This is a genomic window from Bacillus sp. PK3-037 (assembly GCF_054161355.1).
Window position 1 is genome coordinate 3,978,917 of sequence record NZ_CP096408.1, and the last position, 24,845, is coordinate 4,003,761.

At 42.7% G+C, this 24,845-nt stretch carries 37 protein-coding genes and 1 pseudogene; all 38 read right to left on the reverse strand.

All coding sequences use genetic code 11. The features are described from left to right. Window positions 1–64 precede the first annotated feature (64 nt). Window positions 65–427, reverse strand: a complete 363-nt coding sequence (gene rplQ, locus M1D69_RS20410) for a 50S ribosomal protein L17 (RefSeq protein ID WP_003225836.1) — start codon at window positions 425–427, stop codon at window positions 65–67. A gap of 77 nt (window positions 428–504) precedes the next feature. Further along, on the reverse strand, window positions 505–1,449 hold the full coding sequence (locus tag M1D69_RS20415) for a DNA-directed RNA polymerase subunit alpha (protein ID WP_010332783.1): 945 nt from the start codon (window positions 1,447–1,449) through the stop codon (window positions 505–507). A gap of 176 nt (window positions 1,450–1,625) precedes the next feature. After that, window positions 1,626–2,021, reverse strand: a complete 396-nt coding sequence (gene rpsK, locus M1D69_RS20420; RefSeq protein WP_010332782.1) for a 30S ribosomal protein S11 — start codon at window positions 2,019–2,021, stop codon at window positions 1,626–1,628. A gap of 20 nt (window positions 2,022–2,041) precedes the next feature. Beyond that, a complete protein-coding gene (rpsM, locus tag M1D69_RS20425) occupies window positions 2,042–2,407 on the reverse strand; it encodes a 30S ribosomal protein S13 (protein WP_003156545.1) in 366 nt (121 codons plus the stop codon). A gap of 22 nt (window positions 2,408–2,429) precedes the next feature. Beyond that, window positions 2,430–2,543, reverse strand: a complete 114-nt coding sequence (gene rpmJ / locus M1D69_RS20430; protein WP_003156543.1) for a 50S ribosomal protein L36 — start codon at window positions 2,541–2,543, stop codon at window positions 2,430–2,432. 33 nt (window positions 2,544–2,576) lie between these two features. After that, window positions 2,577–2,795: a translation initiation factor IF-1 gene (gene infA, locus M1D69_RS20435; RefSeq protein ID WP_003156508.1), complete on the reverse strand. Its 219-nt coding sequence runs from the start codon at window positions 2,793–2,795 to the stop codon at window positions 2,577–2,579. Continuing rightward, window positions 2,773–3,009: pseudogene (locus M1D69_RS20440) on the reverse strand (KOW domain-containing RNA-binding protein); the annotation flags it as partial. The gene infA and the pseudogene M1D69_RS20440, both read right to left, overlap by 23 nt. Window positions 3,010–3,117: 108 nt before the next feature. Further along, complete coding sequence (gene map, locus M1D69_RS20445; protein ID WP_044153406.1) at window positions 3,118–3,864, reverse strand: type I methionyl aminopeptidase; 747 nt, start codon at window positions 3,862–3,864, stop codon at window positions 3,118–3,120. Next, complete coding sequence (locus M1D69_RS20450) at window positions 3,861–4,514, reverse strand: adenylate kinase (protein WP_010332780.1); 654 nt, start codon at window positions 4,512–4,514, stop codon at window positions 3,861–3,863. The genes map and M1D69_RS20450 overlap by 4 nt, the downstream gene beginning before the upstream one ends. A gap of 54 nt (window positions 4,515–4,568) precedes the next feature. Continuing rightward, window positions 4,569–5,864 (reverse strand): preprotein translocase subunit SecY, encoded by a 1,296-nt coding sequence (gene secY, locus M1D69_RS20455; protein WP_044153408.1) that lies wholly within the window; start codon window positions 5,862–5,864, stop codon window positions 4,569–4,571. Between the two features lies 1 nt (window position 5,865). Continuing rightward, a complete protein-coding gene (rplO, locus tag M1D69_RS20460) occupies window positions 5,866–6,306 on the reverse strand; it encodes a 50S ribosomal protein L15 (RefSeq protein WP_003225819.1) in 441 nt (146 codons plus the stop codon). Between the two features lie 30 nt (window positions 6,307–6,336). Next, complete coding sequence (rpmD, locus tag M1D69_RS20465; RefSeq protein WP_003156497.1) at window positions 6,337–6,516, reverse strand: 50S ribosomal protein L30; 180 nt, start codon at window positions 6,514–6,516, stop codon at window positions 6,337–6,339. 13 nt (window positions 6,517–6,529) lie between these two features. Then, a complete protein-coding gene (gene rpsE / locus M1D69_RS20470; RefSeq protein WP_003156493.1) occupies window positions 6,530–7,030 on the reverse strand; it encodes a 30S ribosomal protein S5 in 501 nt (166 codons plus the stop codon). A gap of 24 nt (window positions 7,031–7,054) precedes the next feature. Further along, the gene (gene rplR, locus M1D69_RS20475; protein ID WP_044153410.1) at window positions 7,055–7,417 is read right to left on the reverse strand and encodes a 50S ribosomal protein L18; all 363 of its coding nucleotides are present in this window, start codon (window positions 7,415–7,417) and stop codon (window positions 7,055–7,057) included. A gap of 32 nt (window positions 7,418–7,449) precedes the next feature. Beyond that, a complete protein-coding gene (gene rplF, locus M1D69_RS20480) occupies window positions 7,450–7,989 on the reverse strand; it encodes a 50S ribosomal protein L6 (RefSeq protein WP_010332777.1) in 540 nt (179 codons plus the stop codon). 29 nt (window positions 7,990–8,018) lie between these two features. After that, window positions 8,019–8,417: a 30S ribosomal protein S8 gene (gene rpsH / locus M1D69_RS20485; protein ID WP_010332776.1), complete on the reverse strand. Its 399-nt coding sequence runs from the start codon at window positions 8,415–8,417 to the stop codon at window positions 8,019–8,021. A gap of 31 nt (window positions 8,418–8,448) precedes the next feature. Beyond that, a complete protein-coding gene (gene rpsN / locus M1D69_RS20490) occupies window positions 8,449–8,634 on the reverse strand; it encodes a 30S ribosomal protein S14 (RefSeq protein WP_003156488.1) in 186 nt (61 codons plus the stop codon). A 22-nt stretch (window positions 8,635–8,656) separates the two neighbouring features. Further along, the gene (gene rplE, locus M1D69_RS20495) at window positions 8,657–9,196 is read right to left on the reverse strand and encodes a 50S ribosomal protein L5 (protein ID WP_044153413.1); all 540 of its coding nucleotides are present in this window, start codon (window positions 9,194–9,196) and stop codon (window positions 8,657–8,659) included. 25 nt (window positions 9,197–9,221) lie between these two features. Beyond that, the gene (gene rplX, locus M1D69_RS20500) at window positions 9,222–9,533 is read right to left on the reverse strand and encodes a 50S ribosomal protein L24 (RefSeq protein ID WP_003156486.1); all 312 of its coding nucleotides are present in this window, start codon (window positions 9,531–9,533) and stop codon (window positions 9,222–9,224) included. A gap of 36 nt (window positions 9,534–9,569) precedes the next feature. Next, a complete protein-coding gene (gene rplN, locus M1D69_RS20505; protein ID WP_003225805.1) occupies window positions 9,570–9,938 on the reverse strand; it encodes a 50S ribosomal protein L14 in 369 nt (122 codons plus the stop codon). Between the two features lie 41 nt (window positions 9,939–9,979). Continuing rightward, complete coding sequence (rpsQ, locus tag M1D69_RS20510) at window positions 9,980–10,243, reverse strand: 30S ribosomal protein S17 (protein WP_003178345.1); 264 nt, start codon at window positions 10,241–10,243, stop codon at window positions 9,980–9,982. A 22-nt stretch (window positions 10,244–10,265) separates the two neighbouring features. Further along, a complete protein-coding gene (rpmC, locus tag M1D69_RS20515; RefSeq protein WP_003156482.1) occupies window positions 10,266–10,466 on the reverse strand; it encodes a 50S ribosomal protein L29 in 201 nt (66 codons plus the stop codon). Further along, window positions 10,456–10,890 carry a 50S ribosomal protein L16 gene (gene rplP / locus M1D69_RS20520; protein ID WP_003225801.1) on the reverse strand — a complete coding sequence of 145 codons (435 nt, stop codon included), beginning with the start codon at window positions 10,888–10,890 and terminating at the stop codon, window positions 10,456–10,458. The genes rpmC and rplP overlap by 11 nt, the downstream gene beginning before the upstream one ends. 1 nt (window position 10,891) lies before the next feature. Then, the gene (rpsC, locus tag M1D69_RS20525; RefSeq protein WP_010332773.1) at window positions 10,892–11,548 is read right to left on the reverse strand and encodes a 30S ribosomal protein S3; all 657 of its coding nucleotides are present in this window, start codon (window positions 11,546–11,548) and stop codon (window positions 10,892–10,894) included. A 3-nt stretch (window positions 11,549–11,551) separates the two neighbouring features. Then, window positions 11,552–11,893 (reverse strand): 50S ribosomal protein L22, encoded by a 342-nt coding sequence (rplV, locus tag M1D69_RS20530; RefSeq protein WP_003156475.1) that lies wholly within the window; start codon window positions 11,891–11,893, stop codon window positions 11,552–11,554. Between the two features lie 16 nt (window positions 11,894–11,909). Then, the gene (gene rpsS, locus M1D69_RS20535; RefSeq protein ID WP_003156472.1) at window positions 11,910–12,188 is read right to left on the reverse strand and encodes a 30S ribosomal protein S19; all 279 of its coding nucleotides are present in this window, start codon (window positions 12,186–12,188) and stop codon (window positions 11,910–11,912) included. 57 nt (window positions 12,189–12,245) lie between these two features. Next, entirely contained in the window at window positions 12,246–13,079 is an 834-nt protein-coding gene (gene rplB / locus M1D69_RS20540) for a 50S ribosomal protein L2 (RefSeq protein ID WP_003225795.1), read from the reverse strand. Between the two features lie 31 nt (window positions 13,080–13,110). Continuing rightward, window positions 13,111–13,398 carry a 50S ribosomal protein L23 gene (gene rplW / locus M1D69_RS20545; protein ID WP_003225793.1) on the reverse strand — a complete coding sequence of 96 codons (288 nt, stop codon included), beginning with the start codon at window positions 13,396–13,398 and terminating at the stop codon, window positions 13,111–13,113. Continuing rightward, a complete protein-coding gene (gene rplD, locus M1D69_RS20550) occupies window positions 13,398–14,021 on the reverse strand; it encodes a 50S ribosomal protein L4 (RefSeq protein WP_003242004.1) in 624 nt (207 codons plus the stop codon). The genes rplW and rplD overlap by 1 nt, the downstream gene beginning before the upstream one ends. Window positions 14,022–14,048: 27 nt before the next feature. Continuing rightward, window positions 14,049–14,678 carry a 50S ribosomal protein L3 gene (rplC, locus tag M1D69_RS20555; RefSeq protein ID WP_059291697.1) on the reverse strand — a complete coding sequence of 210 codons (630 nt, stop codon included), beginning with the start codon at window positions 14,676–14,678 and terminating at the stop codon, window positions 14,049–14,051. A 39-nt stretch (window positions 14,679–14,717) separates the two neighbouring features. After that, on the reverse strand, window positions 14,718–15,026 hold the full coding sequence (gene rpsJ / locus M1D69_RS20560; protein ID WP_003156464.1) for a 30S ribosomal protein S10: 309 nt from the start codon (window positions 15,024–15,026) through the stop codon (window positions 14,718–14,720). A 259-nt stretch (window positions 15,027–15,285) separates the two neighbouring features. After that, window positions 15,286–16,224: an alpha/beta fold hydrolase gene (locus tag M1D69_RS20565; RefSeq protein WP_458105034.1), complete on the reverse strand. Its 939-nt coding sequence runs from the start codon at window positions 16,222–16,224 to the stop codon at window positions 15,286–15,288. A 98-nt stretch (window positions 16,225–16,322) separates the two neighbouring features. Next, a complete protein-coding gene (gene tuf, locus M1D69_RS20570; RefSeq protein WP_458105033.1) occupies window positions 16,323–17,513 on the reverse strand; it encodes an elongation factor Tu in 1,191 nt (396 codons plus the stop codon). A gap of 119 nt (window positions 17,514–17,632) precedes the next feature. Then, window positions 17,633–19,711 carry an elongation factor G gene (fusA, locus tag M1D69_RS20575; protein ID WP_458110419.1) on the reverse strand — a complete coding sequence of 693 codons (2,079 nt, stop codon included), beginning with the start codon at window positions 19,709–19,711 and terminating at the stop codon, window positions 17,633–17,635. A gap of 52 nt (window positions 19,712–19,763) precedes the next feature. Then, the gene (gene rpsG, locus M1D69_RS20580) at window positions 19,764–20,234 is read right to left on the reverse strand and encodes a 30S ribosomal protein S7 (protein ID WP_003225784.1); all 471 of its coding nucleotides are present in this window, start codon (window positions 20,232–20,234) and stop codon (window positions 19,764–19,766) included. A 41-nt stretch (window positions 20,235–20,275) separates the two neighbouring features. After that, complete coding sequence (gene rpsL, locus M1D69_RS20585; RefSeq protein ID WP_003156445.1) at window positions 20,276–20,692, reverse strand: 30S ribosomal protein S12; 417 nt, start codon at window positions 20,690–20,692, stop codon at window positions 20,276–20,278. Between the two features lie 114 nt (window positions 20,693–20,806). Continuing rightward, the gene (locus tag M1D69_RS20590; RefSeq protein ID WP_268544677.1) at window positions 20,807–21,055 is read right to left on the reverse strand and encodes a 50S ribosomal protein L7ae-like protein; all 249 of its coding nucleotides are present in this window, start codon (window positions 21,053–21,055) and stop codon (window positions 20,807–20,809) included. 179 nt (window positions 21,056–21,234) lie between these two features. After that, window positions 21,235–24,834, reverse strand: a complete 3,600-nt coding sequence (gene rpoC / locus M1D69_RS20595) for a DNA-directed RNA polymerase subunit beta' (protein ID WP_044153421.1) — start codon at window positions 24,832–24,834, stop codon at window positions 21,235–21,237. Window positions 24,835–24,845: the final 11 nt, after the last annotated feature.

The following is a 24,845-nucleotide window of genomic DNA, read 5'->3' on the forward strand; positions in this document are numbered from 1 at the left end:
AAAAAAGGGCATAGATCCAGTTAGAAACTGTCCCGCCCTTCTTTAGATACACAAAAATATGTGATTAAACCAATTCGATAATTGCCATTGGTGCTCCGTCACCACGGCGAGGACCAAGCTTCATAATACGTGTGTATCCACCTTGGCGCTCCTCGTAACGAGTTGCAATGTCAGAGAATAATTTTTGAAGTGCATCTTGGTTATTTTCTTCGTTAGCAACCTCGTTGCGGATGTATGCAGCAGCTTGACGGCGAGCGTGAAGATCACCGCGTTTGCCAAGCGTGATCATTTTTTCAACTACAGAGCGAAGTTCTTTCGCACGTGTTTCAGTTGTTTCGATTCTTTCGTTGATGATCAAATCAGTTGTAAGATCACGAAGCATAGCCTTACGCTGTGCACTCGTACGTCCTAGTTTTCTGTATGACATGTGATGTCCCCTCCTTTATTGGAATGCTTTTTCTGAATTATAAACACACGAAAATCCTAGTTCACAAGGGAAACTAGTCAATCGTCTTTGCGAAGTCCGAGTCCAAGTTCTTCTAGTTTCGCTTTCACTTCTTCAAGTGATTTACGTCCTAGATTACGAACTTTCATCATATCTTCTTCCGTCTTGTTCGCAAGCTCTTGAACCGTGTTGATACCCGCACGCTTTAAGCAGTTGTAAGAACGAACAGAAAGATCCAATTCTTCAATCGTCATTTCAAGAACTTTCTCTTTTTGATCTTCTTCTTTTTCAACCATGATTTCAGCATGCTGAGCTTCGTCAGTTAAACCAACGAATATATTAAGGTGTTCAGTTAAAATCTTTGAACCAAGCGCAATCGCTTCTTTAGGTCCAGTGCTTCCATCAGTCCAAACATCAAGTGTAAGTTTGTCATAGTTTGCAACCTGGCCTACACGAGTGTTCTCTACTTGATAAGATACACGAGAAACTGGCGTATAGATTGAATCGATCGGAATCACGCCGATAGGCTGATCGTCTCTTTTGTTTGCGTCAGCAGGCGTATACCCACGTCCTCTTTGAGCAGTAAGGCGAACTCGGAAACTCGCATTCTCACCAAGAGTCGCGATATGAAGATCAGGATTTAAGATCTCTACATCACTATCGTGTGTAATATCAGCTGCTGTTACAGTTCCATCACCCTGTACATCAATTTCTAGCGTCTTCTCTTCATCAGAGTAGATTTTCAATGCAAGCTTTTTAATGTTTAAGATAATCGTTGTAACATCTTCCACAACGCCTTCAATTGTCGAGAATTCGTGCAGTACACCATCTATCTGGATTGATGTTACAGCGGCACCAGGGAGTGAGGATAAGAGGATACGACGTAAGGAGTTACCCAGAGTTGTACCATATCCACGCTCAAGTGGCTCTACGACAAACTTACCAAATTTGGCATCGTCGCTGATTTCAACCGTTTCGATTTTTGGTTTTTCAATCTCGATCATTACTTAAAACCCTCCTTCAAAACGTCGAAACCTCGAATAGAATCATATGAGATTCCATCCGAAATTCCCCATTGTTTAGTCCCGTATGTGCTCAGGCAACGAGTCGGTGCATTCGTTTCATAAATAACTGTATCATAACCCATTATTGACAGGGACACAAAATCTATACAAACAAATTACACGCGGCGACGTTTTGGTGGACGGCATCCGTTATGAGGAACAGGAGTTACGTCTCTGATAGCAGTGACTTCTAATCCAGCAGCTTGAAGCGCACGGATAGCAGCTTCACGACCTGAACCAGGGCCTTTTACAGTAACCTCAAGAGTTTTAAGTCCATGTTCGATTGAACCTTTAGCAGCTGTTTCTGCAGCCATTTGTGCAGCAAAAGGAGTAGATTTACGAGAACCTCTGAATCCTAGAGCTCCGGCACTAGACCAAGAAAGAGCATTACCATGAGTGTCAGTGATCGTAACGATCGTGTTATTGAAAGTTGAACGAATATGAGCAATTCCAGACTCAATATTCTTTTTCACGCGACGTTTACGCGTGTTAGATTTACGAGCAGCAGCCATTGTTTAGGTACCTCCCTTACTTATTTTTTCTTGTTAGCTACAGTACGACGCGGACCTTTACGAGTACGCGCATTGTTTTTAGAGTTTTGTCCGCGAACAGGCAAACCTCTGCGATGACGGATTCCGCGGTAGCTTCCGATTTCGATCAGACGCTTAATGTTAAGAGAAACTTCACGGCGAAGGTCACCTTCTACTTTCAGTTTGTCAATAACATCACGGATTTTACCAAGTTCTTCTTCAGTAAGATCACGCACACGAGTATCTTCTGAAACACCAGCCTCTTTCAAGACTTGCTGAGCCGTTGTGCGGCCAATTCCGAAGACATATGTTAAAGAAATAACAACACGTTTGTCACGTGGGATATCTACACCAGCAATACGAGCCATTCTCTGGGCACCTCCTTATAAATTATCCTTGTTTTTGTTTATGCTTTGGATTTTCACAGATCACCATTACTTTTCCTTTTCTGCGAATAACTTTACATTTTTCGCAGATTGGTTTAACTGATGGTCTCACTTTCATGTGTTTCCAACCTCCTTCAGTTTCCGGAGTGCTTTATTTGTAACGGTACGTAATCCTGCCACGAGTTAAGTCATATGGAGATAATTCTACCGTAACTTTGTCTCCAGGTAAAATGCGAATGAAGTGCATGCGGATTTTACCAGATACGTGAGCCAAAACAGTGTGTCCATTTTCGAGTTCAACTTTGAACATCGCGTTTGGCAATGTTTCGACTATCGTACCTTCCACTTCAATTACATCGTCTTTCGCCATTCAAGTGTTCTCCCTTCTTCAAATCAGTAACTTGCTTTCTGACAAATTTCAAAAGAGAAAATCTCAGTTTTCCGTTTGTCACACGCCCTGTTTCGTTTATACTGTTCTGAACTTCCGGAGATACGCAATCATAAAGGGTTAAATGATTGATATTCTATTTCTTAGGAGAATGAAATGTACGCTTTTCTCCGTCTGCTATTAGTACATGATGATTACAATTCCACCGACAACGGCAAGATGAATTCGCTCCTGCCAATGTTAAACCGAACTTTCTGCCCTATCAAGCCGGAAAAAACATCTGCCTTCGGAATGATGTCATCATCTAGACTTTTGTCAGTATATCAAAACCCGTTTCCGTAATCGCAATTGTATGTTCAAAATGAGCACACTTTTTCCCATCTACCGTTACAACCGTCCAGTTATCAGCCAAAGTTTTCACATAGCGGCTGCCAGCGTTCACCATAGGTTCAATAGCGAGAACCATGCCAGGTTTGAGCCGTGGTCCTTTGTTGGGCGGACCGTAATGAGGAATTTGCGGGTCCTCATGCAAGTCTTGACCAACACCATGTCCAACATACTCCCTAACAACTGAAAACTGCTCATTTTCGACATACGTTTGTATTGCGTGGGAAATATTCGACAAACGTTCACCTGGTTTTGCTTCCTGCAAGCCTTTATATAAAGATTCCTCTGTCACTTCCAGAAGTTTTTTATCATCATCACTGATGTTTCCTACCGGATATGTCCATGCAGAGTCACCATGATAACCATTTAATTTAGCACCGATATCAATACTGATGATGTCACCGTCACGCAGCACCCTGCTGCCAGGAATGCCGTGAACGAGCTCTTCATTCACTGATACGCAAATGCTCCCGCGAAACCCATTATACCCCTTAAAAGATGGGATTGCACCCTGCTTCTTAATAAAACGTTCGGCAATTTGATCCAATTCTTTTGTCGAGATTCCTGGTTTAATGTGCTTTTTTAACTCTTCGTGAGTCAAAGCCACGATTCGCCCTGCTTCCCGCATGATACCAAGTTCACGTGGGGTTTTACAGATAATCATTTTTTTAATCCTCCAAGAAGATCCTTCACATCTGCATAAACATCTTGAATGTCCTGCTGGCCATTCACGTTTACAAGATAACCTTTCTCAGAATAGAAATCGAGTAAAGGCTGAGTCTGCTTCATGTTTACCTCAAGCCGTTTAGAGACTGTTTCCTCATTATCATCTGCCCGTTGATAGAGTTCGCCTCCGTCTTTATCACAAACACCCGGCGTTTTCGGCGGATTAAAGACTAAATGATAGGTTGTGCCGCAAACACTGCAAATTCTGCGTCCAGTCAGACGTTCCATTAAAGAATCTTTATCAACTTTAATGTTAATGACATAATCAATCGGCTTGCCGTATTCTTCAAGAATTTCTTCAAGAGCTTCGGCTTGAGCGACTGTTCGCGGAAATCCGTCCAGAAGAAAACCTCTTTCACAATCATCTTTGCCAAGTCTTTCTTTGACAATTCCAATTGTGACTTCATCAGGTACGAGCTCTCCCTTATCAATATAAGATTTTGCTTCGAGTCCGAGTGATGTTTCCTCTTTCATAGCAGCACGGAACATATCTCCTGTTGAGATGTGAGGTATTCCATAATCCTCAACAATTCGTTCGCCCTGTGTACCTTTACCGGCACCAGGAAGCCCCATTAAGACTAAGTTCATTCGGATTTCCCCCGTCCTCTCTTAATTAAGAGGGAATGGATAAATCCATTTCCTCTAGTTTTTCATAAATCCACGGTAGTTTCGTTTCACCAACTGGCTTTCTAGTTGTTTCATTGTCTCCAAGGCTACCCCGACAACAATTAACAAAGATGTTCCGCCAATTTGTGCACTTTGAGGCAATCCAGCGAATTGAATGAAAAAGATAGGAAGAATGGAAATCACGGCTAAGAATAAAGCACCCACAAACGTAAGTCGATACAAAATGCTCGTAATTCTATCTTGAGTCATTTTCCCTGGACGAACCCCCGGGATATAGCCACCCTGTTTTTTAAGGTTATCAGCCATTTGTTCAGGATTAACCTGGACAAATGCATAAAAGTACGTAAAGGCAATAATTAACGCAACATATATAGTCATCCCCACCGGATGTGTATTGTCAAAGTTGGCTTGAATCCACTTTGTCACATCGTTTGTTCCAAAGAATGACGCGATCGTACGCGGTGTTATTAAAAACGCAACCGCAAAGATTACTGGAATAACACCGGCAGGATTCACTTTCAATGGAAGGTGAGTAGACTGACCTCCGCCAGCAGGTGAACGACCTGTGCCTTTAGCATATTGAATCGCAATTTTCCGTACAGCTTGCTGAATGAAAATAACTCCAACAATAACTGCTAAAATCGCAATCACAAGAAGAGCGACTTTCACAATATGAATAAACAGCTGATCGTTGCTGCCGACAAATTGAGTCTCATATATTTGTCCAACCGTTTTCGGAATACTAGACACAATCCCCGCGAAGATAATGATCGATATTCCGTTGCCTACTCCATGAGATGTGATTTGTTCTCCAAGCCACATTAAAAAGGCAGTTCCGCCAGTGAGTACTAAAGCGATGATCAGATATGTGGATACGCCGGATTTTTCAATCAGCAATCCGTTAGCCAAATTGTTAAATCCGTATGACATACCCAACGCTTGGATAAATCCAAGGACAATCGTAAAGTATCTTGTGAACTGAGCCAATTTACGGCGGCCGACTTCACCCTGCTTAGACCACTCAGTAAACTTCGGCACAACATCCATCTGAAGCAGCTGGATGATGATTGAAGCTGTGATATAAGGAGTAATCCCCATTGCGAAAATAGAGAATTGGTAAAGCGCACCGCCGCCAAATGTATTAAGAAGATCAAATACTCCCATTTGAGACTGTGCCTGTAACACATCAGCGTTAACATACGGCACAGGAATAAACGCACCTATGCGAAAGACGATAAGCATGAGTAAAGTGAATATGATTTTATTCCGGATATCACTCACACGCATAAAGTTGGAGATTGTTTTAAACAAGTTAGATCACCTCAGCTGTACCGCCAGCAGCTTCAACAGCTTCTTTCGCAGAAGCAGAGAATTTATTGGCTTTTACAGTTAATTTTTTCTCTAATTTACCGTTGCCAAGAATCTTTACTCCTGCATTAAGTTTGCTTATAACACCAGTCTCAAGAAGAAGTTCAGGAGTGACTTCCGTTCCTTCTGCAAAACCGTTCAATTTGTCTAGGTTGACTACAGCGTATTCCTTACGGTTAATGTTAGTAAAACCGCGTTTAGGAAGACGTTGGAATAAAGGCATTTGTCCCCCCTCGAACCCTGGGCGTACACCGCCGCCAGAACGAGCGTTTTGACCTTTGTGACCTTTACCAGCTGTTTTACCATTGCCAGAACCAATACCACGACCTACGCGATTACGCGTTTTGCGTGAACCTTCTGAAGGTTTTAATTCATGAAGTTTCATTAGGACACCTCCTTATCCGATCAATTATTTTTATTGTTCTTTAACAGAAACTAAATGAGATACTTTATTAATCATGCCACGGATCGCAGCGTTGTCTTCATGAACAACAGTTTGGTTTGTTTTCTTTAAACCAAGTGTTCTCACAGTAACGCGTTGATCTTCCGGGCGACCGATTACACTTCGTTTGAGGGTAATTTCTAATTTAGCCATTAATATTCCCTCCTTATCCTAACAGTTCTTCTACAGATTTTCCACGAAGCTTCGCAACCTCTTCAGCACGCTTAAGTTCACTTAAGCCTTGAAGTGTTGCACGAATCATGTTGATCGGTGTGTTAGAACCTAAAGACTTAGAAAGGATGTCAGCTACACCAGCAAGCTCAAGTACCGCACGTACAGGGCCTCCAGCAATAACTCCAGTACCTTCAGAAGCAGGTTTTAACAAGATGTTACCTGCACCGAAACGTCCGATGATTTCATGTGGAATTGTAGTTCCAACCATTGGTACTTCAATTAAATTCTTTTTCGCATCTTCAACAGCTTTGCGGATCGCTTCTGGTACTTCTTGCGCTTTACCAGTACCGAATCCTACGTGTCCGTTTTTGTCACCGACAACGACTAGAGCTGCGAAGCGGAAACGACGACCACCTTTAACAACTTTCGCTACGCGGTTAACCGTAACTAAGCGTTCTTCTAACTCTAATTTGCTTGGGTCAATACGACGCATAATCATGTGTCCCTCCTTCTTTTATTAAAATTTAAGTCCAGCTTCACGAGCGGCATCAGCCAAAGCTTTTACACGTCCATGGTATAAGTATCCGCCACGGTCAAATACTACGTCAGAAACGCCTTTTTCAGCAGCGCGTTTTGCAACTAATTCTCCAACTTTAGCAGCAGCTGAAGTATCTCCAGTGCTTTCAACGTTCAAGTCTTTATCGAGAGTAGATGCACTAGCAAGTGTTACACCATTTACATCATCGATGATTTGAGCGTAAATGTGCTTGTTTGAACGGAAAACGTTAAGACGCGGTCTTTCAGCAGTACCAGAAAGTTTAGCGCGAACACGAGCGTGTCTTTTAAGACGAGCAGCATTTTTGCTAGTTTTCGTAATCATCTAGGTCACTCCTTTCTTCACTTTAAGCGATCTTACTTAGCAGATTTACCTTCTTTACGGCGAACAACTTCACCTTCGTAGCGGATTCCTTTACCTTTGTAAGGCTCTGGAGAACGGACAGCGCGAATGTTAGCAGCAATAGCTCCTACACGTTCTTTGTCTGTACCTTTAACGACTACTTTAGTTTGAGAAGGAACTTCGATATCGATGCCTTCTTCAGGGACGATCTCAACAGGGTGAGAGTATCCAACGTTTAAAACAAGTTTATTTCCGGATTTAGACGCACGGTAACCGACACCGACTAATTCCAAACCTCTTTCAAATCCTTTAGATACGCCTTCCACCATGTTGCCAAGCAGACTGCGAGTCGTACCATGCAGGGCACGGTGCTCTTTTTGATCAGAAGGACGAGCGACTGTAAGCACATTGTCCTCTATTTTAATCTCCATATCAGGGTGAAACGTACGAGTTAATTCTCCTTTTGGTCCTTTCACAGCTACAGTATTGTTATCGTTTAACGTTACTGTAACATCAGAAGGAATCTCAAGTAGCTTCTTACCTACACGAGACATACCAAACACCTCCATTCATGTTAAACTTTTTACCAAACGTATGCTAATACTTCTCCACCAGCTTGTTTCGCACGGGCTTCTTTGTCCGTTAAAACGCCATGTGATGTAGAAAGAATTGCGATTCCTAGACCGTTAAGTACACGCGGTACTTCATTAGATTTAGCATAAACACGCAAACCAGGTTTGCTGATTCTTTTAAGACCAGTGATTACGCGCTCGTTATTTTGTCCGTATTTCAAGAAAACGCGGATGATACCTTGTTTACTGTCTTCTACGAACTCAACGTCACGAATGAAACCTTCACGCTTTAAAATTTCAGCAATTTCTCTTTTCAATTTAGAAGCAGGAATTTCAAGCTTCTCATGACGTACCATGTTTGCATTACGAATACGAGTCAGCATATCTGCAATTGGATCTGTCATAACCATTATATAATTACCTCCTTCCCTTTCTTGGGGATTACCAGCTGGCTTTTTTCACGCCAGGAATTTGTCCTTTATATGCAAGCTCACGGAAACAAATACGGCAAAGTTTAAATTTACGAATGACTGAATGCGGACGTCCGCAGCGTTCACAGCGAGTGTACTCTTGTACTTTAAACTTTGGTGTACGTTGTTGTTTCGCAATCATTGACTTCTTAGCCACGATTTCGCCTCCCTTTCATTGATTATTTCTGGAACGGCATACCTACTTGAGTTAATAGCTCACGAGCCTCTTCATCAGAATTAGCAGTCGTTACAATAACGATGTCCATTCCGCGAACCTTTGTTACTTTATCGTAGTCAATTTCAGGGAAGATTAACTGTTCTTTGATACCAAGTGTGTAGTTACCGCGACCGTCGAAAGATTTTTTAGAAACCCCGCGGAAGTCACGTACACGCGGTAAAGATACAGAAATAAGTTTATCAAGGAAATCATACATGCGCTCTCCGCGAAGAGTTACTTTCGCACCGATAGGCATTCCTTCACGAAGACGGAATCCAGCAATTGATTTCTTCGCACGAGTAACGACAGGTTTTTGACCTGCGATAAACGTTAATTCTTCAACAGCACTGTCGATTGCTTTTGCGTTTTGAACAGCGTCACCAACACCCATGTTGATTACGATTTTTTCAATTTTAGGCACTTGCATAACTGAGTCATAGTTGAACTTAGTCATTAAAGCAGGTGCAATTTCTTTATTGTACTTTTCTTTAAGGCGGTTCATGAGATAGACCTCCCTTCCTTTAATACTATTTATCTAGAACTTGCCCAGATTTTTTTGCTACACGAACTTTTTTGCCATCTTCCACTTTGTATCCTACGCGAGTCACTTCACCTGTTTTAGGATCGAGCGGCATAACGTTTGATACATGAATTGGCGCCTCTTGATTAGAAATACCGCCTTGAGGGTTAGCTTGAGTTGGTTTAGAGTGTTTCTTTACCATGTTAACACCTTCAACTAAAACGCGGTCCTTTTTAGGGAAAGCAGCAAGGATTGTTCCTTGTTTGCCTTTATCTTTACCAGAGATAACCATAACTTTATCGCCTTTTTTTACATGCATCCTGATCGCACCTCCTTGAATAAGGCATTTATTTCATTAGATAACTTCTGGAGCTAGAGAAACAATTTTCATAAAGTTGTTTTCACGCAATTCACGAGCAACTGGTCCGAAGATACGAGTTCCACGCGGGCTCTTGTCGTCACGGATGATAACACATGCATTCTCATCGAAGCTGATGTATGAACCGTCACTTCTGCGCGCTCCGCTTTTAGTGCGAACGATAACAGCTTTTACGACTTCACCTTTTTTGACAACGCCTCCTGGTGTTGCTTGTTTAACCGTGCAAACAATTACATCACCAATGTTAGCTGTTTTACGACCAGAACCACCAAGAACTTTAATAGTAAGTACTTCACGTGCGCCAGAGTTGTCAGCTACTTTTAAACGAGTCTCTTGTTGAATCATTATTTGTTACCTCCCTTCGGAAAAAAGAATTCCGAACTTTATTAGATAATAACAGCTTCTTCGACAACTTCAACTAGACGGAAACGCTTAGTTGCAGACAATGGACGAGTTTCCATGATCTTTACGATGTCACCGATTTTCGCTTGATTATTTTCATCATGTGCTTTGAATTTCTTTGAGTATTTTACGCGTTTACCGTAAAGTGAATGTTTCTTGTATGTTTCAACAACAACAGTGATGGTTTTATCCATTTTGTCAGAAACAACACGGCCTTGGTAAACTTTGCGTTGGTTACGTTCGCTCATGCTCACGACCTCCCCTCAGTGATTATTTATTAGCAGCAATTTCTCTTTCACGAATCACAGTTTTCATGCGCGCGATAGCTTTGCGCACTTCACGAATGCGAGCAGTATTTTCAAGTTGTCCTGTCGCTAATTGAAAGCGAAGATTGAAAAGTTCTTCTTTAAGAGACTTTACTTTTTGTTCAATTTCAGCAGTGGTAAGGTCACGAATTTCATTAGCTTTCATTTGATTCACCACCAATTTCTTCACGTTTTACGAACTTCGTTTTAATTGGCAATTTGTGAGATGCAAGACGAAGTGCTTCACGAGCAACCTCTTCAGACACACCAGAAATTTCAAATAAAACTTTGCCCGGTTTTACAACAGCTACCCAACCTTCTGGAGCCCCTTTACCGGATCCCATACGTACCTCAAGTGGTTTAGCAGTGTAAGGTTTAGAAGGGAAAATTTTGATCCAAACTTTACCGCCACGTTTCATGTAACGAGTCATCGCAATACGGGCAGCTTCGATTTGACGGTTAGTGATCCAAGAAGCTTCTAGAGCTTGGATACCGAACTCACCGAAATGTACTTCAGTACCGCCTTTCGCACGGCCACGCATTTTTCCGCGATGCTCTCTGCGATATTTAACGCGTTTAGGTAATAACATATTATTTTCCTCCTTCCTCAGTTTTCTTCTTAGTAGGAAGAACCTCTCCACGATAGATCCAGACTTTTACACCAAGCTTACCGTAAGTAGTGTCAGCTTCAGATGTTGCATAGTCAATGTCCGCACGTAATGTGTGCAATGGAACAGTTCCTTCACTGTAGTATTCAGAACGAGCGATATCCGCACCGCCAAGACGACCAGAAACCATTGTTTTCACACCTTGTGCTCCAGCACGCATTGTGCGTTGAATTTGTTGTTTCTGCGCACGGCGGAAAGAAACACGGTTTTCTAATTGACGAGCGATGTTGTCAGCAACTAGCTGTGCATCAAGATCTGCTCTTTTGATTTCAAGAATGTTAATGTGTACACGCTTGCCAGTAAGGCTGTTAAGGGCTTTACGAAGTGCTTCAACTTCAGAACCGCCTTTACCGATAACCATACCAGGCTTAGCTGTGTGGATCGTAATGTTAACACGATTTGCTGCGCGTTCGATTTCAACTTTAGAAACAGAAGCGTCAGAAAGTCGTTTGCTAATGTATTCACGAATTCTTAAATCTTCGTGCAGGAAGTCAGCGTAATCTTTACCAGCGTACCACTTAGATTCCCAATCACGAATGACTCCGATACGAAGACCGACTGGATTTACCTTTTGACCCACTACTTATCCCTCCTTCTTTTCTGATACAACGATTGTAATGTGGCTCGTACGTTTGTTGATTTGGCTCGCACGTCCCATAGCACGTGGGCGGAATCTTTTTAACGTAGGGCCTTCGTCAACGAATGCTTGAGAAATAACCAAGTTGTTAGCGTCCATTTCATAGTTATGCTCAGCATTTGCAATAGCGGATTTTAATACTTTCTCGATAATTGGAGAAGCAGCTCTCGGTGTTAGGTTCAAGATTGACACTGCTTCACCTACTTGCTTGCCTCGAATCAGGTCCATTACTAGACGTGCTTTACGAGGAGCAATACGGACTGTTCTTGCAACAGCTTTAGCTTGCATTTAAAAGCCTCCTCTCTTAGCGTCTTGTTTTTTTGTCATCACTAGCATGGCCTTTGTACGTACGAGTTGGAGCGAATTCACCCAACTTATGCCCTACCATATCTTCAGAGATGAATACAGGCACGTGTTTACGTCCGTCATAGACTGCGATTGTGTGACCAATAAACTGTGGGAAAATAGTAGAACGACGAGACCAAGTTTTTACGACTTGTTTCTTGTCTGTTTCATTTAATTTCTCGATTTTTGTCATCAAGTGTCCATCGACAAATGGTCCTTTTTTCAAGCTGCGAGCCATTTTGGAACCTCCCTTCGTGATTGCACTACGGTCCGAAATGAACCGTAGACAACCCCGTTATTTATTTTTGCGACGACGTACGATAAATTTATCAGATTTGTTCTTTTTCTTACGTGTCTTGAATCCAAGAGTTGGTTTGCCCCATGGAGACATTGGTGATTTACGTCCGATTGGCGCACGTCCTTCACCACCACCGTGTGGGTGATCGTTAGGGTTCATTACAGAACCACGAACTGTTGGACGGATGCCTTTCCAGCGAGAACGTCCAGCTTTACCAATGTTGATAAGTTCGTGCTGTTCGTTACCTACTTGACCGATAGAAGCACGGCAAGCAGAAAGAATCATGCGAACTTCTCCAGAGTTAAGACGTACAAGAACGTATTTACCTTCTTTACCAAGAACCTGAGCAGATGTACCAGCTGAACGTACAAGCTGTCCGCCTTTGCCAGGTTTTAATTCAATGTTATGCACAACTGTACCAACAGGGATGTTGATAAGTGGAAGTGCATTACCTACTTTGATGTCAGCTTCTGGACCTGACATGATTTCAGTACCCACTTGAATTCCTTTTGGAGCAAGAATGTAACGTTTTTCTCCGTCTGCATAGTTGATTAGAGCGATGTTAGCTGAACGGTTTGGATCGTATTCAACTGTAGCAACGCGTCCAGGTATACCATCTTTATCGCGTTTGAAGTCGATAACACGGTATTGGCGTTTATGTCCGCCACCTTGGTGACGTACAGTCAATTTACCTTGGTTGTTACGTCCGCCTTTTTTGTGAAGGGGAGCAAGCAAGGATTTTTCCGGCTTGTCAGTCGTGATTTCAGCAAAATCTGAAGTTGTCATGCCACGACGTCCATTAGAGGTCGGTTTATACTTTTTAATCGCCATTTTGAATTTCCCTCCTTCTTTTTACAGATAATTAAGCTTCAAAAATTTCGATTTCTTTGCTGTCTGCAGTAAGTTTTACGATCGCTTTTCTGCGACGGCTAGTCATACCAGTGTAGCGTCCGACACGTTTTGATTTACCTTTGTAGTTCATGATGTTGACTTTGTCAACTTTCACTCCAAAGATGCTTTCAACCGCGTCTTTCACTTCTGTTTTGTTAGCTCTTACATCAACTTCAAAAGTATATTTCTTTTCAGCCATTAAATCAGCAGAACGTTCAGTAATGACGGGGCGCTTTAGAACATCACGAGGATCTTTCATTATGCAAGCACCTCCTCTACTTTTTCAACCGCTGCTTTTGTAATCAGAAGCTTCTCGTGGTTGACAACGTCTAAAACGTTGATTCCGTTAGCTTCAACTACAGTAACTCCAGGAATGTTGCGAGCAGATAAAGCTACTGCTTCGTTAGCATCTGCAGTTACGATTAAAGCTTTTTTCTCAACAGATAATCCTTTAAGGATAGCTGCCATTTCTTTTGTTTTAGCCGTATCAAGAGTAAGATCTTCAAGAACGATGATGTTGTTGTCGTTCACTTTAGAAGACAATACTGATTTGATTGCCAAGCGGCGAACTTTTTTAGGTAATTTATAAGAATAGCTGCGTGGTGTTGGGCCGAATACGACACCACCTCCGCGCCATTGCGGTGAACGGATAGAACCTTGACGGGCACGTCCAGTACCTTTTTGACGCCATGGTTTACGACCTCCGCCGCGTACTTCAGAACGATTTTTTACTTTATGAGATCCTTGACGTAAGGAAGCTCTTTGCATAAGAATAGCGTCGAATACAACACTTTCATTTGGCTCAATTCCAAATACAGAAGCGTTTAATTCGATGTCACCAGCAGTAGAACCGTTTTGGTTGTATAATGCTACTTTTGGCATGATCAATTTCCTCCTTTCCTAAGAGAGTTATTTAGATTTAACAGCACTTTTAACAGTGATTAAAGATTTTCTCGCACCAGGTACGTTACCTTTGATCAAAAGAAGATTGCGTTCCGCATCAACTTTTACGACTTCAAGGTTTTGAACAGTGATCTGCTCTCCGCCCATACGTCCAGGTAATAATTTACCTTTGAATACACGGTTAGGATCTACAGGTCCCATTGAACCAGGACGACGGTGGTAGCGTGAACCGTGAGACATAGGTCCGCGAGATTGTCCGTGGCGCTTGATCGCACCTTGGAAGCCTTTACCTTTAGATACTCCTGTTACATCTACGATTTCTCCAGCAGAGAAAATTTCAACCTTGACTTCCTGACCAACTTCATACGCATCCATTTCCACTCCGCGTAATTCTTTTACGAAGCGCTTAGGAGCAGTTTCCGCTTTAGCAACGTGTCCTTGTTCAGGTTTGTTAGAAAGCTTTTCGCGCTTGTCGTCAAAACCAAGCTGGATTGCTTCGTAGCCGTCGTTTTCAGCTGTTTTCTTTTGGAGAACAACGTTCGGAGCAGCTTCAATAACAGTTACCGGAATAAGATCACCGTTTTCTGCGAATACTTGCGTCATACCAATTTTTCTTCCTAAGATTCCTTTGGTCATTCGTCACACCTCCTATTAAGATCATTCTATATTTTAGAATTAAAGTTTAATTTCGATATCGACACCAGATGGTAAGTCTAATCGCATGAGCGCATCAACAGTTTGTGGTGTTGGGTTCACAATGTCGATTAAACGTTTATGTGTACGCATTTCAAATTGCTCACGAGAATCTTTGTATTTGTGCACCGCACGAAGGATTGTGTAAACTGATTTTTCAGTTGGCAACGGAATCGGACCAGATACGCTGGCACCAGAACGTTTTGCCGTTTCAACAATCTTCTCTGCAGATTGATCAAGGATTCTATGATCATATGCTTTCAAACGAATACGAATTTTTTGTTTTGCCATTATTTTCCCTCCTTTTCGCCTACTTCACGTTAGACAGTTCTCCGTGAGAAAAACCTGAACACCTTGCCATGGCAAAGCGGCCGGGTGTGTCAGCAACCTCTCACTTCATCGCAGTCAAAGACCAACATACACCATTATACAGAAAATAGACGTATGTTGCAAGACTTATTTAGAATATGCATGATTTGCACACTTTTAGTATTATACAGGTGTTTTTCTTATTTATCAAGAAGCGAGTGAATAAGGGAATTTTCTTCTATCATAAGTGGTACACTGCGTGTTTACTCAGAGTATCGGCAAATAATGATGGCTCCTCGATATGCGGCGTGTGGGCGGAGTTTTTAAAATAATGCCAGCGCTTTTCAGGAGCATCCACAAACAGATAATACTGTTTCGATGTTTCAGCAGGAACGATCAAATCATGTCTCCCCGAAATAAAAAAGCTCGGTACTTTAATAGAAGAAACTGATTTAAATGCATCAAAACGAAATAAATCATCAGTTAAATACTTTGCGCTGAAACGCTGTCCTCTGATGAAACGAGAGATGTTTTTCATTCCATACTCATTTCCAGCAAGCAACTGACACAATACTGTAAGAATGTGCCGGCGATGATGAGTGAATCCTCCCCTGCTCAGTTCAATACAGACTCGAAAGATGAAGTGCTGAGTTTTCTTTTTCCAAGGTGGAGGGCCGAGTAAGTCTAAGGCTAATGAAAGAAAGCGATTTGTCTTGCACAGAGAATGATAGGCCGTTTTTTCTTCTAGCTGAGTATTAGTGACCTGACTGATCCCATAATAAGCGTGAAAAAGATCCGGCCTTTCTTGCAGTACATGAAGAGCCAGCAGTGAACCCCAAGAGTGTCCTGCAAGGTACACCTTTGTTTTTGAGAAATGATCTAAAAGCCATTCAGTAACTTGAATAGCGTCTTTAATGATTTGACTGATTGTCATTGAACTCTGCGGAATCTGTTTAGTATAGGAAAGACCTGAACCCCTTTGATCCCAATTTACAACTGTAAAGTGCTGTTCCAGCTCCTTTTGATAGCTCCTGATAAATCCGATTTGGGATGCGCCGGGTCCACCATGTAAAAAAAGCAGCAATGGGTTCGCTATATCATTTCCATTGATCATGAGCATTTGCTTCGTATTTTCGATCCTCAGTTTTTTCATGAAAGAAATTGATGTGTTTTCACTCATAACCCATAGCTCCTCAAATAAGATAAACCTTATTATACAAGCAAACAAAAAAGTACACAAAAAAACGAGACCCAAAGGGTCTCGTTTTCAATATACTATTACTCAGTGATTGTAGAAACAACGCCTGAACCAACAGTACGTCCGCCTTCACGAATAGAGAAACGAGTTCCTTCTTCGATAGCGATTGTAGAGATAAGCTCAACGTTCATTTCAGTGTTGTCTCCAGGCATAACCATTTCTACGCCTTCTGGAAGATGGATGATACCAGTTACGTCAGTTGTACGGAAGTAGAACTGAGGACGGTAGTTAGAGAAGAATGGAGTATGACGTCCACCCTCTTCTTTAGAAAGAACGTAAACTTCAGCTTTGAATTTGCTGTGTGGAGTGATTGTACCTGGTTTAGCAAGTACTTGACCACGTTGGATATCTTCACGAGCTACACCGCGAAGAAGGGCTCCAATGTTGTCTCCAGCTTCAGCGTAATCAAGAAGCTTACGGAACATTTCAACACCAGTAACAGTTGTTTTGCTGTTTTCTTCTTGAAGACCGATGATTTCAACTTCGTCACCGACTTTAACTTGTCCACGCTCAACACGTCCAGTAGCAACTGTACCACGACCAGTGATTGAGAATACGTCCTCAACTGGCATCATGAATGGTTTTTCAGTGTCACGTTCTGGAGTTGGGATGTACTCATCAACTGCATCCATAAGTTCGAAGATTTTAGCTTCGTAATCAGCATCTCCTTCAAGAGCTTTAAGAGCAGAACCTTTGATAACTGGTACATCATCACCAGGGAAGTCGTATTCGCTAAGAAGATCGCGAACTTCCATTTCAACTAGTTCAAGAAGCTCTTCGTCGTCTACCATGTCGCATTTGTTTAAGAATACAACGATGTATGGTACACCAACGTTTTTAGAAAGAAGGATGTGCTCACGAGTTTGTGGCATTGGGCCATCAGCAGCAGATACTACAAGGATAGCTCCGTCCATTTGCGCAGCACCAGTGATCATGTTTTTAACATAGTCAGCGTGTCCTGGGCAGTCAACGTGTGCATAGTGACGAGTTTCAGTTTCATACTCAACGTGTGCAGTAGAGATTGTGATACCGCGCTCACGTTCTTCTGGTGCACCATCAATTTGATCGTACGCCATAGCTGTACCTTTACCAGATTTCTTATGAAGTACTGTTGTGATAGCAGCAGTTAAAGTTGTTTTACCATGGTCAACGTGTCCAATTGTACCGATATTGGCATGTGATTTGGAACGGTCGAATTTTTCTTTAGCCATTCTAAAATCCTCCTTAAGAGCTTTTAATTAGTAATGTATAGAGTGATAGGAAGTGAAAGAAAGCTTTCACTTCCTCATCTTACAATAGTAGTTATACTTGAGTTAAGAGGCAAAATCAATTATTCGCCTTTATTTTTTTTGATAATTTCTTCAGCAATGCTCTTCGGCACTTCTTCGTAGTGATCCATGAACATTGTGAACGTACCGCGTCCTTGCGTGTTAGAACGAAGGGCAGTAGCGTAACCGAACATTTCAGCAAGAGGTACCATCGCACGCACAACTTGAGCGTTACCGCGAGCTTCCATACCTTCTACGCGTCCGCGACGAGAAGTAACATCACCCATGATGTCTCCCATGTATTCTTCAGGAATAACAACTTCAACTTTCATGATTGGTTCAAGAAGAACTGGGTTACATTTGCTGACTGCATTTTTCAATGCCATAGAAGCAGCGACTTTAAACGCCATTTCGTTTGAGTCAACATCATGGTAAGATCCATCAAAAAGTTTTGCTTTAATGTCGATAAGCGGGAATCCAGCTAATACACCATTTTCAAGTGAATCTTCTAGACCTGCTTGAACAGCTGGGATGTATTCACGAGGAACAACCCCACCGACAATCGCATTTTCGAATTCAAAGCCAGCGCCTTCTTCGTTTGGTTCGAATTCAATCCAAACGTGACCGAACTGACCGCGTCCACCAGACTGACGTACGAATTTACCTTCAACTTTTGCACCGGTACGGAATGTCTCACGGTACGCAACTTGAGGAGCACCAACGTTAGCTTCAACTTTGAACTCACGCTTCATACGATCAACAATGATATCAAGGTGAAGCTCACCCATACCAGAGATGATTGTTTGACCCGTTTCAGGGTTTGTTTGTGTACGGAATGTAGGATCTTCTTCAGCGAGTTTCGCTAAAGCGATACCCATTTTATCTTGGTCAGCTTTTGATTTAGGCTCAATCGCTACGTCGATAACAGGCTCTGGGAATTCCATTGATTCAAGGATTACAAGATCCTTCTCATCACATAGAGTATCTCCAGTAGAAGTATCTTTTAGACCTACAGCAGCTGCGATGTCTCCAGCGTAAACAGTAGAGATCTCTTCACGGCTGTTAGCGTGCATTTGAAGGATACGTCCTACGCGCTCACGCTTGCCTTTTGTAGAGTTCTTTACATATGAACCAGAATCAAGTGTACCGGAATATACGCGGAAGAATGTCAGCTTACCGACATAAGGGTCAGTCATAACTTTAAATGCAAGTGCAGAGAATGGCTCTTCATCAGAAGAATGACGAACGATCTCTTCATCTGTGTCAGGACGGATACCTTTGATTGCAGCAACATCAGTTGGCGCAGGAAGGTAGTCAAGAACAGCATCAAGTACAAGCTGAACACCTTTGTTTTTGAAAGCAGATCCAACAAGTACAGGGTAGAATTCAACATTCAGTGTACCTTTACGGATAGCAGCTTTCAGTTCAGGGATAGTGATTTCTTCACCTTCAAGGTACTTTTCCATAAGCTCTTCATCAAGCTCAGCTACAGCTTCAATCAGGCTGCTGCGGAGCTCTTCAGCTTGCTCTTTGTACTCTTCAGGGATTTCTTTCGCATCTGAACGAGTTCCAAGGTCATCTTCATAGAAATAAGCAACGTTTTCTACTAAGTCGATGATACCTTCGAAGTTGTCTTCAGCGCCGATCGGCAATTGAATTGCGTGAGCGTTAGCTTGAAGACGGTCTCTTAAAGTGCCTACAGAGTAAAGGAAGTCTGCGCCGATTTTGTCCATTTTGTTGACAAATACAACGCGCGGCACTCCGTAAGTTGTTGCTTGGCGCCATACTGTTTCTGTCTGAGGCTCAACACCTGATTGAGCATCAAGTACGGCAACCGCACCATCAAGTACACGGAGTGAACGTTCAACTTCAACTGTGAAGTCTACGTGTCCCGGTGTATCGATGATGTTTACACGGTAACCTTTCCACTGTGCAGTCGTTGCTGCAGAAGTGATTGTGATACCGCGTTCTTGTTCCTGCTCCATCCAGTCCATTTGCGAAGCACCTTCGTGAGTTTCGCCAATTTTGTGGATACGACCAGTATAGAACAAGATACGTTCTGTAGTAGTCGTTTTACCGGCATCAATGTGAGCCATGATCCCGATATTACGAGTTTTGTCTAAGGAGAACTCTCTTGCCATTGGGTAATTTCTCCTTCCTTATTGGGAAATTGTGTTTTTTAGTATATAAATCCTACCAACGATAGTGAGCAAATGCTTTGTTTGCTTCAGCCATCTTATGAGTATCTTCACGTTTCTTAACAGCAGCACCAGTGTTGTTAGCTGCGTCAAGGATTTCGTTAGCTAAACGCTCTTCCATCGTTTTTTCTCCGCGAAGACGAGCATAGTTAACTAACCAGCGAAGTCCAAGAGTAGTACGACGTTCAGGACGAACTTCTACAGGAACTTGGTAGTTCGCACCACCTACACGGCGTGCTTTTACTTCAAGTACAGGCATGATGTTTTTCAATGCTTGTTCGAAAACCTCCATTGCATCATTGCCAGTACGTTCTTTAATGATATCGAATGACTTGTATAGGATTGTTTGAGACTTACCTTTTTTACCGTCGATCATCATTTTGTTGATTAGACGAGATACAAGCTTAGAGTTGTAAATCGGATCAGGTAAAACGTCTCTTTTTGCTACAGGACCTTTACGTGGCATCTGAATATCCTCCCTTCATCAATTATACGTTTATACGTTTATTATTTTGCTTTAGGACGTTTAGTACCGTATTTAGAACGGCCTTGCGCACGGTTTTCAACTCCAGCAGTGTCAAGCGCACCACGAACGATGTGGTAACGTACCCCTGGTAAGTCTTTTACACGTCCGCCGCGGATAAGTACAACACTGTGCTCTTGCAGGTTGTGACCGATACCAGGAATGTAAGCAGTAACCTCAATTCCGTTAGTCAAACGAACACGAGCATATTTACGAAGTGCTGAGTTCGGTTTTTTCGGTGTCATTGTACCAACACGAGTACATACCCCGCGTTTTTGTGGAGAAGATACATTAGTGTGCTCTTTTTTAAAGCTGTTGTATCCTTTGTTAAGTGCAGGAGACTTTGAGTTTTCTACTTTACTCACGCGTCCTTTGCGAATTAGCTGATTAATTGTAGGCATGTTTTGTTCCTCCCTTCATTACGTTTTATAACCCACATACCCAGGTGGTTCATCAATAGGCAAAAAACAATGTCTTTACACGAGAATAAATCTCACGCAAAAACAAGAAGTACGTTATAACATAATGGCAACAGCTGCTGCTCCTACTTCAATTCCGCAGGCTTTGCCGAGCTTTTTCATGGATTCAACCATTGAGACAGCAACCCCATTATCTTTCGCAAGTGTTATCACACTTGACGTAAGAATAGGATCCGCGTCTTTTGCAACGACTACTTCCTTTACTGAACCTCGTTTTAGAGCTTTCACTGTTTGCTTCGTACCAATAATAATTGATTTGGCCTGTGATACTTTATCATAAGACATAAACATATCCTCCAAAGTAACAGGTTTATTTCGAGCACCTTGGTTATATTATCATTCTAGGAGACGAATGTCAACAAGGTATGACATTTTTTAGTTTCTATCTTCTCATAGAGTGACTTTTTTATTTATATATGACTGCTGAAAGACTGTTTTGCAGTCTCTCAGCAGCATGATATCAGCTATTCAACCGGAACCATGTCCTCAGTCGGCTGAACATTTGAAACAGGTTTTACTTTTCGGTATTTCATCATTCCAGTACCAGCCGGAACAAGCTTACCGATGATAACATTCTCTTTCAGGCCGAGAAGTTCATCACGCTTACCTTTGATCGCTGCGTCTGTAAGGACACGTGTTGTTTCCTGGAAGGAAGCAGCAGATAAGAATGAATCAGTTTCAAGGGAAGCTTTGGTAATACCGAGTAAGACAGGACGGCCTGTAGCAGGACGTTTGCCTTCCAGCAATACCTTTTTGTTCGCTTCAGTAAATTGGTGAATATCAAGTAATGAGCCAGGAAGCACATCAGTCTCACCGGCATCAATCACACGTACTTTGCGAAGCATTTGGCGAACCATTACTTCTACGTGTTTATCGCCGATTTCAACACCCTGCATACGGTAAACCTTTTGAACCTCGTGAAGAAGATACTCTTGAACAGTAGTCAGGTCAGTCACTTTAAGAAGTTCTTTCGGATCGATTGAACCTTCTGTCAGCACTTGGCCTCGAGTAATTTTATCTCCTTCCGCTACTTTTAAGCGGGAGTTATATGGTGCCGTATAAGAGCGTGTTTCAACTGCGCCTTGAACCACAATTTCCTGCTGTTTGTCGCGAACTTCATTGATTTCAACGACTGTACCGTCGATTTCGGTAATTGTTGCCTGACCTTTTGGATTACGCGCTTCGAAAAGCTCTTGGATACGCGGAAGACCCTGTGTGATATCGTCTCCTGCAACCCCGCCTGTATGGAATGTACGCATTGTTAACTGTGTACCAGGCTCACCGATTGATTGGGCAGCGATGATTCCAACTGCTTCTCCGACTTCTACATCGGTACCAGTCGCAAGGTTTCGGCCATAGCATCGTTTACATACACCATGAGGCGTATTACATGTGAAGGCAGAACGGATCCACACTTCCTCAATGCCGGCTTCAACGATTTCAATCGCTTTATCTTCATCGATCAGTTCGTTTTCGTTTACAAGCACTTCACCTGTTTCAGGGTGTTTCACTTGTTTTCTTGCAAAACGGCCGATTAAGCGTTCTTCTAAGCGCTCAATGATTTCAGTGCCTTCTCTAAGCGGTTGAGCAAGGATGCCTCGGTCAGTTCCGCAATCAGTTTCGCGGATGATAACATCCTGTGCAACGTCAACAAGACGGCGTGTAAGGTAACCTGAGTCAGCAGTTTTAAGGGCGGTATCGGCAAGACCTTTACGCGCACCGTGAGTGGAGATAAAGTACTCCAATACTGTCAGACCTTCACGGAAACTAGATTTGATCGGCAACTCAATGATACGTCCAGCCGGGTTGGCCATCAGGCCGCGCATTCCAGCAAGCTGAGTAAAGTTAGACGCGTTACCACGGGCACCAGAGTCACTCATCATGTAGATCGGGTTGAGCTCATCAAGTGATTTCATCAGTTTGCCTTGGATCACGTCTTTTGCAGAACTCCAGATAGAGATAACTCTCTCATAGCGTTCTTCTTCAGTGATCAGACCGCGGCGGAACTGCTTCATAACGTTATCAACTTTGCCTTGTGCTTCTTCGAGAATTTCTTGTTTATCATCGAGAACGACGATGTCAGAAACCCCAACTGTAATACCAGCTTTTGTTGAATATCTGAAACCTAGGTTTTTCATGCGGTCAAGCATTTTAGACGTTTCCGTAATGTGGAATCGTTTAAAGATTTCCGCGATGATTTTACCCAGAATACCTTTTTTAAATGGTGCATTGATTGGCTGCTGTGCGATGGCAGCTTTTACATCGGCACCTTTTTCTAAGAAGAAACGGTCAGGTGTTTTCTCTTCAATGTTGCTCTTCGTTGGTTCATTCATGTAAGGGAATGATTCTGGAAGAATTTCATTGAAGACCAGTTTACCGACAGTTGTAATTAACAATTTTGAGCGCTGCTCTTCGGTAAATGTCACGTTCTTAAGGGAGTTTGCTGCAACAGCCACTCTCGTATGAAGGTGAACATATCCGTTTTGATAAGCAAGAAGCGCTTCATCCGTATTCTTGAAGACCATACCTTCACCAACAGCACCAGCACGCTCCAGAGTCAGGTAATAGTTACCCAGTACCATATCCTGAGACGGTGTTACAACCGGTTTACCATCTTTAGGGTTCAAGATGTTTTGAGCGGCAAGCATCAAGATGCGTGCTTCAGCTTGAGCTTCTGCAGATAACGGTACGTGAACCGCCATTTGGTCACCGTCAAAGTCAGCGTTATAAGCTGTACATACGAGCGGGTGAAGACGGATTGCACGTCCTTCAACAAGTGTCGGTTCAAACGCTTGGATACCTAATCTGTGAAGCGTAGGGGCACGGTTCAGAAGGACCGGGTGCTCCTTGATAACTGATTCTAGTACATCCCATACTTCAGGCTGTACGCGCTCAATTTTACGTTTCGCACTCTTAATGTTGTGAGCAAGACCCTTTTCAACAAGCTCTTTCATAACGAAAGGTTTGAAAAGTTCGAGCGCCATTTCCTTCGGTAATCCGCATTGGTACATTTTCAAATGAGGACCAACGACGATTACAGAACGTCCGGAGTAATCGACACGTTTACCAAGAAGGTTTTGACGGAAACGGCCTTGCTTCCCTTTCAGCATGTGAGAAAGAGATTTTAATGGTCTGTTACCAGGACCTGTTACAGGGCGTCCGCGACGGCCGTTGTCAATTAAAGCATCGACAGCCTCTTGAAGCATACGCTTTTCGTTTTGAACGATAATGCTAGGCGCACCAAGGTCTAAAAGGCGCTTCAAACGATTGTTACGGTTGATGACACGACGATAAAGGTCGTTTAAATCAGAAGTCGCAAAACGTCCGCCATCAAGCTGAACCATCGGTCTGAGCTCAGGAGGAATAACAGGAAGCACATCAAGGATCATCCAAGAAGGCTTGTTTCCTGAGTTACGGAAGGCTTCCAAAACTTCAAGGCGTTTGATCGCACGAGTACGACGCTGTCCTTGAGATGTTTTCAGCTCTTCTTTTAACATATCAACTTCTTTTACAAGATCGATATCTTGAAGAAGTTTATGAATCGCTTCCGCACCCATAGATGCTTGGAACTTATTACCGTACTTATCAAGATACGCACGGTATTCCTTTTCTGATAGAAGCTGTTTCTTTTCAAGCGGTGTGTTTGCCGGATCAGTTACAACGTAAGAAGCAAAGTAAATAACTTCTTCCAGTGCACGAGGCGACATATCTAACACTAGACCCATTCGGCTTGGGATACCTTTGAAATACCAAATGTGGGAAACTGGGGCAGCCAGTTCAATGTGCCCCATTCTCTCACGACGGACTTTAGCCCGTGTTACTTCAACTCCGCAGCGGTCACAAACTACGCCTTTATAACGAACTCGCTTGTACTTCCCGCAATGACATTCCCAGTCCTTAGTCGGTCCGAAAATGCGTTCGCAGAATAGACCGTCCTTTTCAGGTTTTAACGTACGATAGTTTATCGTTTCAGGCTTTTTCACTTCACCAAAAGACCATGAACGGATTTTATCCGGTGAAGCAAGACCGATGTTCATATACTCAAAATTGTTCACATCTAGCAAGGGGCCTACCT

What these genes read in the sequence shown, in the direction of transcription:
- M1D69_RS20590 (WP_268544677.1), bottom strand. Translation starts at nt 21,055, where the DNA reads ATGTCTTATGATAAAGTATCACAGGCCAAATCAATTATTATTGGTACG.
- rpsE (WP_003156493.1), bottom strand. Translation starts at nt 7,030, where the DNA reads ATGCGTCGTATTGACCCAAGCAAATTAGAGTTAGAAGAACGCTTAGTT.
- rplO (WP_003225819.1), bottom strand. Translation starts at nt 6,306, where the DNA reads ATGAAACTTCATGAATTAAAACCTTCAGAAGGTTCACGCAAAACGCGT.
- rplD (WP_003242004.1), bottom strand. Translation starts at nt 14,021, where the DNA reads ATGCCAAAAGTAGCATTATACAACCAAAACGGTTCTACTGCTGGTGAC.
- fusA (WP_458110419.1), bottom strand. Translation starts at nt 19,711, where the DNA reads ATGGCAAGAGAGTTCTCCTTAGACAAAACTCGTAATATCGGGATCATG.
- rpmD (WP_003156497.1), bottom strand. Translation starts at nt 6,516, where the DNA reads ATGGCTAAATTAGAAATTACCCTCAAACGAAGTGTAATCGGTCGCCCG.
- rpsJ (WP_003156464.1), bottom strand. Translation starts at nt 15,026, where the DNA reads ATGGCAAAACAAAAAATTCGTATTCGTTTGAAAGCATATGATCATAGA.
- rplR (WP_044153410.1), bottom strand. Translation starts at nt 7,417, where the DNA reads ATGATTACGAAAACTAGCAAAAATGCTGCTCGTCTTAAAAGACACGCT.
- rplB (WP_003225795.1), bottom strand. Translation starts at nt 13,079, where the DNA reads ATGGCGATTAAAAAGTATAAACCGACCTCTAATGGACGTCGTGGCATG.
- rplX (WP_003156486.1), bottom strand. Translation starts at nt 9,533, where the DNA reads ATGCATGTAAAAAAAGGCGATAAAGTTATGGTTATCTCTGGTAAAGAT.
- M1D69_RS20415 (WP_010332783.1), bottom strand. Translation starts at nt 1,449, where the DNA reads ATGATCGAGATTGAAAAACCAAAAATCGAAACGGTTGAAATCAGCGAC.
- rplC (WP_059291697.1), bottom strand. Translation starts at nt 14,678, where the DNA reads ATGACCAAAGGAATCTTAGGAAGAAAAATTGGTATGACGCAAGTATTC.
- rplE (WP_044153413.1), bottom strand. Translation starts at nt 9,196, where the DNA reads ATGAACCGCCTTAAAGAAAAGTACAATAAAGAAATTGCACCTGCTTTA.
- rpmJ (WP_003156543.1), bottom strand. Translation starts at nt 2,543, where the DNA reads ATGAAAGTGAGACCATCAGTTAAACCAATCTGCGAAAAATGTAAAGTT.
- M1D69_RS20565 (WP_458105034.1), bottom strand. Translation starts at nt 16,224, where the DNA reads ATGAGTGAAAACACATCAATTTCTTTCATGAAAAAACTGAGGATCGAA.
- rpsK (WP_010332782.1), bottom strand. Translation starts at nt 2,021, where the DNA reads ATGGCTGCTGCTCGTAAATCTAACACGCGTAAACGTCGCGTGAAAAAG.
- rpsL (WP_003156445.1), bottom strand. Translation starts at nt 20,692, where the DNA reads ATGCCTACAATTAATCAGCTAATTCGCAAAGGACGCGTGAGTAAAGTA.
- rplP (WP_003225801.1), bottom strand. Translation starts at nt 10,890, where the DNA reads ATGTTATTACCTAAACGCGTTAAATATCGCAGAGAGCATCGCGGAAAA.
- rplV (WP_003156475.1), bottom strand. Translation starts at nt 11,893, where the DNA reads ATGCAAGCTAAAGCTGTTGCAAGAACAGTCCGTATTGCTCCTCGTAAA.
- rpsM (WP_003156545.1), bottom strand. Translation starts at nt 2,407, where the DNA reads ATGGCTCGTATTGCTGGTGTAGATATCCCACGTGACAAACGTGTTGTT.
- infA (WP_003156508.1), bottom strand. Translation starts at nt 2,795, where the DNA reads ATGGCGAAAGACGATGTAATTGAAGTGGAAGGTACGATAGTCGAAACA.
- rplN (WP_003225805.1), bottom strand. Translation starts at nt 9,938, where the DNA reads ATGATTCAACAAGAGACTCGTTTAAAAGTAGCTGACAACTCTGGCGCA.
- rpsQ (WP_003178345.1), bottom strand. Translation starts at nt 10,243, where the DNA reads ATGAGCGAACGTAACCAACGCAAAGTTTACCAAGGCCGTGTTGTTTCT.
- rpsH (WP_010332776.1), bottom strand. Translation starts at nt 8,417, where the DNA reads ATGGTTATGACAGATCCAATTGCAGATATGCTGACTCGTATTCGTAAT.
- rpsS (WP_003156472.1), bottom strand. Translation starts at nt 12,188, where the DNA reads ATGGCTCGCAGCTTGAAAAAAGGACCATTTGTCGATGGACACTTGATG.
- rpsG (WP_003225784.1), bottom strand. Translation starts at nt 20,234, where the DNA reads ATGCCACGTAAAGGTCCTGTAGCAAAAAGAGACGTTTTACCTGATCCG.
- rplF (WP_010332777.1), bottom strand. Translation starts at nt 7,989, where the DNA reads ATGTCTCGTGTAGGTAAGAAGCTACTTGAGATTCCTTCTGATGTTACA.
- rpmC (WP_003156482.1), bottom strand. Translation starts at nt 10,466, where the DNA reads ATGAAAGCTAATGAAATTCGTGACCTTACCACTGCTGAAATTGAACAA.
- tuf (WP_458105033.1), bottom strand. Translation starts at nt 17,513, where the DNA reads ATGGCTAAAGAAAAATTCGACCGTTCCAAATCACATGCCAATATCGGT.
- rplQ (WP_003225836.1), bottom strand. Translation starts at nt 427, where the DNA reads ATGTCATACAGAAAACTAGGACGTACGAGTGCACAGCGTAAGGCTATG.
- map (WP_044153406.1), bottom strand. Translation starts at nt 3,864, where the DNA reads ATGATTATCTGTAAAACCCCACGTGAACTTGGTATCATGCGGGAAGCA.
- M1D69_RS20450 (WP_010332780.1), bottom strand. Translation starts at nt 4,514, where the DNA reads ATGAACTTAGTCTTAATGGGGCTTCCTGGTGCCGGTAAAGGTACACAG.
- rplW (WP_003225793.1), bottom strand. Translation starts at nt 13,398, where the DNA reads ATGAAAGATCCTCGTGATGTTCTAAAGCGCCCCGTCATTACTGAACGT.